The organism is Chryseobacterium sp. AG363 (genome assembly GCF_003610675.1).
GTDB lineage: Bacteria > Bacteroidota > Bacteroidia > Flavobacteriales > Weeksellaceae > Chryseobacterium > Chryseobacterium cucumeris.
Map to the genome: position 1 here is coordinate 166695 of NZ_RAQF01000004.1, position 11914 is coordinate 178608.

An 11914-nucleotide genomic window follows, 5' to 3' on the forward strand; every position below is an offset into this window, starting at 1 on the left:
ATGATTAGATTTGTGTGATTAATATTATAATGAAAACATTATGAAGAAATTCTTTACCTCTTTAATTCTGTTTCTCTGTTTGATTTGTACAGGCTTTGCATCCAAAGTCTCGGCTCAGGCAGGACAGATCGGGACAGGAACTGGTACCTCTGTGTATCTCCCCATACGTTCCTATTATGGGTATAGTTATTCCCAGCAGATTTATACAGCTGCGGAACTTACGACTGCCATTGGTACGTCGAACTATATCACAGCTATAAAGTTTTATTCTACCACCGTTGCAGCCTCTCAGGCTGTTTATAAGGATTGGGTGGTATATATGGGAAACACAACCCAGAATAGCTTTACATCCAATACAAACTGGGTTCCGGTAAGTTCTATGACTCAGGTGTTTGACGGAGTTTTACCTAACTTAACGAATGGAAGCTGGGTAACTCTTCAATTGTCTACACCATTTTTATGGAATGGAACAGACAATCTTGTGGTTGCTGTCAATGAAAAAACTCCCGATTATGCATCTTCTCCAGGAACGGCTTGGGGATCATATAATGCTGGAGCGAACCGTGGGATCATCTATTATGAGGATTCTACAAATCCAGATCCTGCATCACCGCCTTCTGCAAAAGACAGGCTTGCAGATATTCCGAGAATACAGTTGGAAAGCCACCCGCTTCCAGCTTGTTCAACGGCGCCACCTACCAACATTACAGTTTCAAACCTGACAACAACTTCTGCTAATGTAGGATGGTACCTTTCCTCGGGTGCCACTTATGTGGTAAGATACAGACCTGTTTCTGGGGGAGCCTGGACAACAATCAATGTTACAACTCCTATGGTCGCAAACCAGATTATTACCGGATTAACTGAGCAGACTCAGTATGAAGTTCAGGTAGCCACTGTCTGCGGAGGGACACAGGGAGCATTCTCTTCCAGTGTCAACTTTACAACTCCGGCTCTTACATATTGTACTTCCGGTGCTACAAGTACCTATATTGACGGATATATCAATCAGGTTTCTGTTAATGCACAAGGTGCTCCGTCTATGTACAGCAACTCTGGTCAGAGTGGATATACAGATTACAGTACGGATCCTACAAGAGTAGTTACTTTGGTAAGAGGAGGTACAGCTACCGTTTCAGTTTCAAAAGCTTGGCCAGGTACTCAGTATAGCTTCTTAACAGGAGTTTGGATTGACTTTAACCGTAATGGTGTTTTTGAAGCAACTGAAAGAGTGCTTACTTCACCAAGTAACACAACTACTCCGGTTACCGCTACATTTACAGTACCCAATGGAGGTGGTGTATATACAGGAAACCTGACTACAAAAATGCGCGTTGTATTAAATGAATACAGCCCTATTAGTGCTTGTGGAACTTACTATTATGGTGAAACTGAAGATTATGCTGTGAAACTGATCGATTTGGCAGGATGTTCTACAGCCCCGCCATCTAATATTATGGTTAATAACGTAACTCCTTCTTCAGCGAATGTTACTTGGACATCTACTACAGGAGCTACTTATATAGTAAGATACAGAGTGTCTCCTTCAGGAGCATGGCAACAGATTGCAGTAAATACACCATTAATCAGTAACCAATTACTTACGGGATTATTGGAGCAGACTGCATATGATGTACAGGTTGCTACTGTTTGTGGAGGTACTACAGGGGCATTCTCACCAACCGTTACCTTTACAACACCTGCTCTTACTTATTGTACAGCAGGTCCTACAAGTAATACTGCAACAAGCGGATATATTAATAATGTAACTGTTACTCCTACGAATACTCCTATTATGATGAGTAATTCCGGATCTGACAATTACAAAGATTATACAGCGGATGCTACAAGAGTAGTAATCTTTGAAAGAGGTTCTGCAAATAATAAAATTTCTGTAAACAAATACTGGCCGGGTTCTCCTTCTTCATATGCAGTTTCAGCATGGGTAGACTTTAACAGAAACGGAACATTTGAAACCAGCGAGAGAATTCTTAATACAACCTATAATACAACTACACCGGTAACAGCTACTTTTGCAGTACCTACGGTGGCAAGTGGTAACGTGTATACAGGAAATCTTCCTACCCGTATGCGTGTAGTAATGAGATATTTTGATAATGCTAATCCATGTGGAACATTCACTCAGGGAGAAGTAGAAGATTATGCAGTAAAATTTGTAGATGCTCAGCCTTGTTCAACAGCTCCTCCAACAAATATTACAGTAAATAATATTGGGGCAACTACTGCAACAGTGTCATGGGTTGCTACTGCAGGGGCTACTTATAATATCAGATGGAGAGTTTCTCCAAGTGGGGTTTGGCAAACTGCTACAGTTCCTGCTGGTCAGAACTTCTATGGAATTACTGGTCTTACAGAGCAGACTAATTATGATGTTCAGGTTTCTACAACTTGTAACGGTTCTACAGGATCTTATTCATCAACAGTAACATTCACAACACCTCCATTGACTTACTGTCAAATGACAGGTACCGGTACAAATGACCATATTTCGAATGTAACAGTTACCTCTTCGAACCTTGGAGTGCCACCAATGAATAATACTTCGGTACAAACCAATTATACCAGCTATACTACTCCGGAGACGCTTATAACTTTAGATGTAGATTCTCAGAATAATAAAATCTCTGTAGCGAAAGGTTGGACAGGTGCCACAGGTAACGATGCTGTAACAGCATGGATCGACTTTGACAGAAACGGACAGTTTACAGATGCCGAGAGAATTTTAATTTCTCCAGCCAATACAACTACTCCGGTAACGGCTACTTTTGCTGTTCCTTCAAATTCTTACACAGGACCATTGACAACTACAATGAGAGTTGTATTAAAACGTACAAATGCTCCAGTAATGTGCCAGAATGCAGTGGATGGGGAAGTGGAAGATTATAGAGTAAGAATCAGACCTTGTAGTAATGCAACTCCTAACGCTCCAACATTTACAACTACACATACAACAGCTACTGTTACCATCACGGGAGCAGGAGTGAGCTATGTGGTGAGATACAGAGCTCAGGGAACAACAGCTTGGACGCAAGTATATGCTTCAGCACAATTGGGTAACCTTCCGTTAGTAATCACCGGACTGACACCAGCAACTACTTATGAAGTAGAGGTAGCAGCAATTTGTGGAGATATCGTTGGAACAGCAACACCAATCAAGACATTCACTACAAGATGTGATCCTACTCCTCCAAATGTAACAGTAAGTAACATTACTCCAACAACAGCATTGATTACATGGGCTCCGCTTGCAGCAAGCTCTACGTATACAATGAGATGGAGAAAAGTAGGTACTACTACATGGGCAACTATAAGTTTACCAGCAGCTCCTGCAAATACTTATGTATTGGGAAGTGCAACTCCTTTAGAGCCATATACAACTTATGAAGTACAGATTGCTAACCAGTGTAATGGTGAAACAACATTGAATCCATATTCTAACCCTAAAGTATTTACTACAGAAAGAATATGCCAAATTCCGCCTCCAGGATTGACAATTACTCAATTGCTTCCTACATCAGCGGCAATTCAGTGGGATCCGTTCCCGGGAGCAACGTATGTTCTTAGATATAGAAAAGTAGGTATTCCAAGTTGGACAGAAGTACCATCATTAGTTAATAACCTTGTATTGACAGGTCTTACAGAATTAACAAAATATGAAATGCAGGTAGTGAATATCTGTAACGGTACGCCAGGAAACTATACTCCTCCTTACTACTTTACAACACCTACAGTAATCTACTGTAAGATGAAAGGTGAAAACTCTACAGGAGAGCATATCTCTAAAGTTACTGTGAAGCCTACAGGTAAGAAAACAATGGAGAATGAATCCGGAGCTTCTACTTATACAGATTATACTGGAGTTCCTAAAACATTTATCGAGATGATCCAGGGATCAACTGACAATGAGATCATCATTGAGAAAAAATGGACAGGAACTACTTACAATGAAGGAATCGCAGTTTGGATTGACTTCAACAGAAACGGAGAGTTTGACATCAACGAAAGAGTATTTACTTCTTCACCTAATTCAAACAGCCCTGTTTCAGGTAAATTCAATGTACCTGCAGATGCTTTTGTAAGTATGACAGATTATAAGTATGTAGTGATGAGAGTAGCGATGTCTAGAGACGGTATCCCTGTGAACTGTACTGACTTCAAAAACGGAGAAGTAGAGGATTACACGGTAAGAATCTCTAAACCGACTGTTGCTAATCCAATTGATCAGACAAGTGTTATGATTTATCCTAACCCGGTAAGCTCAGTATTGTTTGTGAAAAATGTTAGCAAGAGAGCTAAATACAAAATCTACAATGCTGCTGGGCAGGTAATTGCTGACGGTATCTTACTAAACAACCAGATCAATGTAAGCAGATTGATTAACGGTGTTTATGTAATTGATATCGACGATAACGGTAATACTACCCAAAAGAAATTTATCAAAGAATAAGTCATTTAAATTTCACATAGAATAAGCCTCCATTTTTGGAGGCTTATTTTTTATTAAATTATCTCATTGGAATAATGTCTCAGAAATTATTTTTTTGCAGAAAAAAACTCGTTAGAAAAGCTTCTAACGAGTTTTTATTTATTCGATACTGAAAACTACTTTTTCAGTTTGTTCTTTTAATTCTTCGAGATTGGTATTGTTATAGATAATACAATCTGCCATTTTTATTTTATCCCTTTCAGGCATCTGTTTTTCCATGACAGCTTCTACCTCACGATAAGTTTTGTTATCCCTGTCCATTACTCTTTTAATCCTGATATTATCCTCGGCTGTTACCAGAAGAGACTTATAACATTGTCTGTTAAGTTTCAGTTCAAACAATAAAGCTGTTTCTTTAAAAACTAAATATTTGCTTTGTTTCTTAACCCAGTTTTCAAAATCAATTCTTACAGCGGGGTGGATGATCTCATTCAATTGCTGAAGCAGATCTCTGTTATTAAAAACCTGATCAGCCACAAATTTTCTGTCATATAACCCATTTTCATCATAAGATTCTTTGCCAAGAAGTTCCTTGATTTTTGTTTTCAGGTCTTCACTCTCATTAACAATGGCTTTAGCTCTGTCATCGGAATAATAAACCGGAAAGCCGAATTCCTCTATAAAGCGCGCTACTGTGGTTTTTCCAGAACCTATTCCTCCTGTTAAACCAATGATCTTGGGTGCTGGTTCCGGCTCTGTCTGCTGTGTTTCTGAATGTAATTCTTCCATGATTAAAATTAATATCCAAAAACATCATTAAAGCTAAACGTCTCATCAAGTCTCACTCCTTTTTCGGTCATTTTAAGACTTGCCAGCTCATGATGAGCATCGTGTTCAAAGAACAGTAAATATTCATTGTCTACACATTGCTTCAGGAACTTTGCTTTCTCTTCCATTGTTAAAAGAGGCCTGGTGTCATATCCCATCACATACACCGGGTTGATATGTCCTGCTGTAGGAATAAGGTCAGCCGCAAAAACAACAGTTTTTTCCTGATACTGGATGACCGGAAGCATTTGTTTTTCTGTATGTCCGTCTACAAAGATAACGTCCATTTTAAGATCAGGAGCGAAACCGTAGTTTCCGGTAGTAGGAAGTGGCAGATAGTTAAGTTGTCCGCTTTCCTGCATTGGCATAATGTTTTCCTTCAGGAAACTTGCTTTTTCTCTTGCATTGGGTTCTGTTGCCCATTGCCAGTGATTTTCATTCGTCCAGAAATTAGCATTTTTAAAGGCAGGTCTGTATCCGGTTTTATCGTCATTCCATTCTATCGCTCCACCACAGTGATCGAAGTGAAGGTGAGTAAGGAATACATCCGTAATGTCCTCCTTTATAAAGCCATATTTTTTAAGATTCTTATCAAGAGTATCATCTCCCCAAAGAGAGTAGTGACCGAAGAATTTATCATCCTGTTTGTTACCAAGACCACAGTCTACCAGGATCAGTTTTTTTCCATCTTCAATAAGCAGAGAACGTGTCCCCAGCTCAATCAGGTTTTTTTCGTCTGCCGGGTTCGTTTTTTCCCACAGACTCTTCGGGACGACTCCGAACATAGCACCGCCGTCCAGTTTAAATTTTCCACATTGTATTGGATATAACTTCATATGTATATTTTGATTATTTCTTTATTAATTTCATTTTCTCCGCAATTTTTCTCGCGTTATCATCAGATTGCTCAAGTTGGGTAATGATGTTGTCAAAATCATCCTCTTTTCTGTTCTGAGAAAGTTTTTGCTTGATAAATATTTCGGTTGGAATAACTTTAATCCCAAACGCACCCTTCATTTCCTTTTCCACAAATTCCTTTCCCATATCTTTTACCATCATGGGACATTGCTGAAAACTTTCATATTTGGACGTTAATTTATCTAAATGAGCATATAGCTCATCATGATTCATTATTTCAACTTTTCCGTGAATCTGTACTGCCTCATAATTCCAGGTGGAAACATTGATATGATCATACCAACTGCTGGATATATAAGTATGAGCCCCTAAGAAGTCACAAAGAACTTCATCACCATTTTGTAAGGCTTTGGCCTGGGGATTAGCTCTTGAAATATGAGTTTCAATATAGGCATTTTCAGGATCATCTTCATTAAGCATCATCATAGAATGAGTAGCCCGTATCTTACCGACAGAAGAAATCAGTAAAGCAAAAGAATTTTCTTTGATAATCTCTCTCATCAAATCGTAATCTTCACTTCTGTATAATTTAGGTATAAACATAAACTAATCAATTCTCATTAACCTTAAACCTTAAACTTTGAATTAAAATAACTCTCCCGGGTTTTTAGGTCTTGTAATGTTTAAATGTTTGTAAGCTTTATCAGTAACTTCTCGCCCTCTCGGAGTACGGATAATAAACCCTTCCTGAATCAAAAATGGTTCATATACTTCTTCCAGGGTTTCCGGATTTTCAGCAATGGATGTTGCAAGAGCTGAGATACCAACTGGTTTTCCTTTAAAGTTTTCAATCATGACGCGCATGATTTTATTGTCCATTTCATCCAGACCAAATTCATCCACATTTAAAGAGTCCAAAGCATATTTTGTAATCTTGATTTCAATTTCACCATTCCCTTTGATCTCAGCGAAATCACGTACTCTTCTTAATAATGCATTCGCAATCCTTGGCGTTCCACGGCTTCTTCTTGCAATTTCTATTGCTGCATCTTCATATATAACTACGCCTAAAACCCTTGCACTTCTCTGAATAATCATAGACAGAAGTTCAATAGAATAATATTCCAGCCTGCTTTGAATTCCAAATCGGGCAAGCATTGGTTTTGTAAGCATACCACTTCTTGTCGTAGCACCTACGAGAGTAAAAGGATTTAGCCCTATCTGTACACTTCTGGCATTGGGGCCTGTTTCCAGCATAATGTCAATCTTGTAATCTTCCATTGCAGAATACAGGTATTCCTCTACCACAGGAGAAAGACGGTGAATCTCATCAATGAAAAGAACATCATTTTCTTCCAGATTGGTCAGTAAACCAGCTAAACTTCCGGGTTTATCCAATACAGGGCCCGAAGTAACCTTGCAGTTTACCCCAAGTTCATTAGCAATAATATTGGCTAAAGTCGTTTTACCAAGTCCCGGCGGACCATGTAATAAAACATGATCCAATGCTCCTCCACGTCTTTTCGCAGCGGTAACAAAAACCTCAAGGTTCTCCAGCGTCTTTCTCTGCCCCGCAAAATCTTTAAAGCTCTGTGGACGGATCTGTTCTTCCTGCATCAGCTCCTCTCGTGAGTAGTTTTCCTTATCTGGATGTAAAAAATCTGGCATTAATTCATTTCATTTACTTCAAAGATAGCAAATTTAGACAAAGGTTGAAGGGCAGATTGAGAAAACGTTGAGATTGATAGAGAGGTTTAAGCCAGGGTTGAAAATGAGAACAGCTAAGATTTAAATAATTGGGATATTTTAAGTATTTTTGAGAGAAGAAATTATTAATAAAAATTAATGAAATTTTGAATGTTTGGAAAATTGAGTTTGATATAAAATGGATCAGCTTACATCTAAACATCGCATTAACTTTAAACTAATGAAATTAATAGGCCCATTTAAACAGGTGGTAACGCTTGCCAACTTACCCTTAAGAGGAAAAATTTCTGATGAGCAGCTGGAAATTATTGTAGACGGAGGAATTGTAGTAGATCAGAATACCATCAGGAAAGTTGGAAATTTTGAAACATTGAAAACAGAAAATCCTACCATAGAAATCGAACAGATTGAAGGAGAACAGATTGTTCTTCCTGCTTTTGTAGATTCACATACCCACATTTGTTTCGGAGGAAACCGTGCGAATGACTTTGCCATGCGTAATGCAGGAAAAACCTATCTGGAGATTGCGGAAAGCGGTGGTGGAATCTGGAGTTCCGTACAGCATACAAGAAATGCTTCAGAAGAAGAATTGTTAAAAACTTTAGGAGAAAGAATCAACTTTTTGATTGATCTGGGAATTACGACCATTGAAGTGAAAAGTGGATACGGTCTGGATGTGGAAAACGAGTTGAAGATGCTTAGAATTATTAAAAAAGCACAGAATGTAACCAAAGCCACTTTAGTTCCAACGTGTCTTTCAGCCCACTTAAAACCAAGAGATTTTGACGGAAGCAATCCCGAATATCTGCAATATATCATCACCGAAATTTTGCCAAAAGTAAAAGAAGAAAGCTTAGCGAATAGAGTAGATATCTTTATTGAAAAGTCTGCTTTTCAGCCGGAAGAAAGTAAAGAATTCTTGCTTAAAGCAAAAGAATTAGGTTTTGAAATTACGGTTCACGCAGATCAGTTTACCCCTGGAAGTTCAAGAATTGCCGTAGAAGTAGGAGCGAAGTCTGCAGACCATCTGGAAGCAACAATAGATGAAGATATTCAGTTTCTGGCAGAATCTGATACGGTGGCAACAGCCCTTCCGGGAGCGAGTTTAGGATTGGGTGAGAAATTTACCCCGGCAAGAAAATTATTAGATGCAGGAGCTATTGTAGCTATTGCTAGTGACTGGAATCCGGGATCTGCCCCAATGGGAAATTTAATTACCCAGGCTTCTATTTTAGCCACCTTCCAAAAGCTTACTACAGCTGAAGTTTTGGCCGGGATGACCTTCCGTGCTGCTTATGCATTGAATCTTGAAGACAGAGGACAACTGGAAGTAGGGAAAAAGGCAGATTTTGTCACTTTCAAAACCAACAATTTCCAGAATGTACTGTATAACCAGGGAAGCCTGAAAGCAGAACAGGTTTATATTGATGGAAATCTGATATAAAATTATAAATTAACAATATTTGTTCTTCAATCATAATCGATTGAAGAACAGACAATAGGCAAATGACTGAATAATGAGTACTATTTGGCAAGGCAGATTGGACGGAGAAGAACTTCTCTATCACAGATTATTTCAAAGAGTTAAAGAAGAACGTAATTACGACAATATTGCTGCAGGAGATTTTGCATTGCATGGTTTTGCTGTGGATGAAGGAGTAAGGAGAAATAAAGGCCGTCAGGGAGCGAAAGATGCTCCTGATGTGATAAGGAAAAATATGTCTAATTTTCCGGTAATTCTTCCGGATTTTTCTCTGCTGGACTTTGGAAATCTTACCTGTGAAGACGGTAATCTGGAAAACGCTCAGAATAATCTTGCTAAAAATGTCTCAAAAGTCCTTCTAAAAGGAGGAAAATCCCTTGTTTTGGGCGGAGGACATGAAGTTACCTATGCTCATTATTTAGGCGTTAAAACAGCCTTCCCGGAACAAAAAATTGGAATTATTAATATTGATGCCCATTTCGATAACCGACAACCAGAAAATGGAGTAGGACCAAGCTCAGGAACCGGATTCTGGCAGATTGCTCAGGAAGGTCCCATCAATTCTCTGCATATTGGAATTCAGAGAAACTCCAATACGTTGAAACTTTTTGATACGGCCCATCAGTATGGGATGAAATATATCCTGGCAGACGAATTATTTTTTGAAAACCTTACCTCCATCTATCAGCGTATTGATGAATTGCTGGACAATGTAGATTATGCCTATCTAACCATTTGTATGGACGTTTTTAATGCATCAATCGCTCCCGGTGTTTCGGCTGCTGCTTATAATGGTATCTTTGCAGATGCTGCATTTATGCATTTTTACAGGCATATCTTAAAAAATAAAAAATTGGTGGCGCTGGATGTGGCAGAAGTTAACCCTTCTTTCGATATCCAGGACAGAACAGCAAGACTGGCAGCATGTCTTGTAAATGAATGGCTAATGATGTAAGATAAAGTTATATTCTTCCGATAGAGAAAATCATTATTTTATTAACCCTTAAGGAATGGAATTTGCTGATTTCACCGTGCTTTTAAAATAAAAGCGCTCATAAATTCATTAGCTGAATTTAAAACAGAAATTTATATTATGGAACAATTAATTGAAAGCAAGCTTATTAAAGCAGATAAAGCGTTTTCAGTGTGGAGAAAAGTGCCGTTTGAGGAAAGGCAGAAGTTAATTGCAAAAGCAGCGGAAATTTTAAAGAATAATTCGGAGAAATTTGGGAAAATAATTACTACAGAAATGAATAAACCCATTTCAGAATCTATTGCTGAAGTGGAGAAGTGTGCTTTAATGATGAATTATTATGCCACTGCTGAAAATATATTAAAACCAGAAAAAGTTGAATCAGAATTTTCTTATTCTGAAGTTCATTATGCTCCGAAAGGGGTAATCTTAGGTGTAATGCCTTGGAATTTTCCTTTCTGGCAGGTGCTGAGATTTGCTACTCCTGCGATTTTAGCTGGGAATACAATCGTTTTGAAGCATGCTTCAATTTGTTTCGGAAGTGGAAATGCCATTGAAGAAGTACTTCTGGAAGCAGGTTTTCCTGAAGGTATTTTTCAGAATCTTGAAGTAGGACATAAAGCTGTAAAAGAAATCCTTGAACATGATACTGTAAAAGGAGTAAGCTTGACAGGCAGCGGAAAAGCCGGAGGAGAAGTAGCTTCAATTGCCGGTTTAAATATTAAAAAATCTTTACTTGAATTAGGCGGAAGTGATGCTTTCATTATTTTCGAAGATGCGGATCTGGAGGAAGCAGCAAAAGCAGGAGCAAAATCCAGACTTCAAAATTGTGGACAAACCTGTACTGCAGCAAAAAGATTTATCATTGATGAAAAGATTGAAGATGCGTTTTTACCAATATTCATTGAAGAATATAAGAAATATGAGATTGGAGATCCTTTAGATAAAGAAACCAAACTGGCAGGAATGGCAAGACCCGATCTTGCCGATGAATTGGAAGCTCAGTTCAACAGGGCATTGGAAAACGGTGCAGAAATTATTATTCCTTTGGAAAGAGTTTCTGAAAATGAATTTAATCCTGGTTTAATCAGAGTTCAGGAAGGAAATCCTATTTTAAAAGAAGAACTTTTTGGTCCTCTTGGTATGGTGATGATTGCAAAAAATGATGAAGAAGCTTTACAGATGGCCAATGATATTCCTTTCGGACTTTCCAATTCTGTATGGACTAAGAATAAAGACCGCCAGTTATTTTTCATTGAAAACCTTGAATCTGGAACAGTCAATATCAACCGTATGACAAGTTCTGATCCACGTTTTCCATTTGGAGGATCAAAAGCTTCAGGATATGGAACAGAACTATCTTTATTAGCTTTAAAAGAATTTGTGACCGCTAAGACGATTGTAGGTAACTAAATCAGGTATAATGTCATTCTTGGGAATCGAGGAATCTCAGAGGTTTTTCACTTCAATACGTTTCGTTCAGAATGACAAATTATCACACATAGAAAAAAAACTCCCGGAAATTCATTTCCAGGAGTTTTTTTATGCTTTGACAAAAAGTAATTTTGCTTATTGCTTATTGCTTATTGCTTATTGCTTATTGCTTATTGCTTATTGC

At 38.3% G+C, this 11914-nt stretch carries 8 protein-coding genes; 4 read left to right on the forward strand and 4 right to left on the reverse strand.

Going from position 1 to position 11914, the window contains the following annotated elements:
• Positions 1-40 precede the first annotated feature (40 nt).
• A complete protein-coding gene (locus tag DEU39_RS17030) occupies positions 41-4468 on the forward strand; it encodes a GEVED domain-containing protein (protein ID WP_120232744.1) in 4428 nt (1475 codons plus the stop codon).
• A 138-nt stretch (positions 4469-4606) separates the two neighbouring features.
• Here the strand turns inward: DEU39_RS17030 and coaE are convergent, their stop codons facing one another.
• From coaE to ruvB, 4 genes are read right to left on the reverse strand one after another with little or no spacing between them, the layout of a single operon-like run.
• Positions 4607-5236: a dephospho-CoA kinase gene (gene coaE, locus DEU39_RS17035; protein WP_062675792.1), complete on the reverse strand. Its 630-nt coding sequence runs from the start codon at positions 5234-5236 to the stop codon at positions 4607-4609.
• 8 nt (positions 5237-5244) lie between these two features.
• Complete coding sequence (locus tag DEU39_RS17040; protein ID WP_062675793.1) at positions 5245-6111, reverse strand: MBL fold metallo-hydrolase; 867 nt, start codon at positions 6109-6111, stop codon at positions 5245-5247.
• A gap of 13 nt (positions 6112-6124) precedes the next feature.
• A complete protein-coding gene (locus DEU39_RS17045; RefSeq protein WP_120232745.1) occupies positions 6125-6736 on the reverse strand; it encodes an FMN-binding negative transcriptional regulator in 612 nt (203 codons plus the stop codon).
• Positions 6737-6778: 42 nt separating this feature from the next.
• A complete protein-coding gene (gene ruvB / locus DEU39_RS17050) occupies positions 6779-7801 on the reverse strand; it encodes a Holliday junction branch migration DNA helicase RuvB (RefSeq protein WP_062675795.1) in 1023 nt (340 codons plus the stop codon).
• A 259-nt stretch (positions 7802-8060) separates the two neighbouring features.
• Here ruvB and hutI point away from each other — a divergent pair, with 259 nt between their 5' ends.
• From hutI to DEU39_RS17065, 3 genes are all read left to right on the forward strand, one after another.
• Positions 8061-9284: an imidazolonepropionase gene (gene hutI, locus DEU39_RS17055; RefSeq protein WP_062675918.1), complete on the forward strand. Its 1224-nt coding sequence runs from the start codon at positions 8061-8063 to the stop codon at positions 9282-9284.
• A 73-nt stretch (positions 9285-9357) separates the two neighbouring features.
• Positions 9358-10278, forward strand: a complete 921-nt coding sequence (gene hutG / locus DEU39_RS17060) for a formimidoylglutamase (RefSeq protein WP_062675796.1) — start codon at positions 9358-9360, stop codon at positions 10276-10278.
• A 138-nt stretch (positions 10279-10416) separates the two neighbouring features.
• The gene (locus DEU39_RS17065) at positions 10417-11709 is read left to right on the forward strand and encodes an aldehyde dehydrogenase family protein (RefSeq protein WP_120232746.1); all 1293 of its coding nucleotides are present in this window, start codon (positions 10417-10419) and stop codon (positions 11707-11709) included.
• Positions 11710-11914: the final 205 nt, after the last annotated feature.

Coding starts and splice junctions, on each gene's coding strand:
- DEU39_RS17030 (WP_120232744.1), top strand. CDS start 41: ATGAAGAAATTCTTTACCTCTTTAATTCTGTTTCTCTGTTTGATTTGT.
- coaE (WP_062675792.1), bottom strand. CDS start 5,236: ATGGAAGAATTACATTCAGAAACACAGCAGACAGAGCCGGAACCAGCA.
- DEU39_RS17040 (WP_062675793.1), bottom strand. CDS start 6,111: ATGAAGTTATATCCAATACAATGTGGAAAATTTAAACTGGACGGCGGT.
- DEU39_RS17045 (WP_120232745.1), bottom strand. CDS start 6,736: ATGTTTATACCTAAATTATACAGAAGTGAAGATTACGATTTGATGAGA.
- ruvB (WP_062675795.1), bottom strand. CDS start 7,801: ATGCCAGATTTTTTACATCCAGATAAGGAAAACTACTCACGAGAGGAG.
- hutI (WP_062675918.1), top strand. CDS start 8,061: ATGAAATTAATAGGCCCATTTAAACAGGTGGTAACGCTTGCCAACTTA.
- hutG (WP_062675796.1), top strand. CDS start 9,358: ATGAGTACTATTTGGCAAGGCAGATTGGACGGAGAAGAACTTCTCTAT.
- DEU39_RS17065 (WP_120232746.1), top strand. CDS start 10,417: ATGGAACAATTAATTGAAAGCAAGCTTATTAAAGCAGATAAAGCGTTT.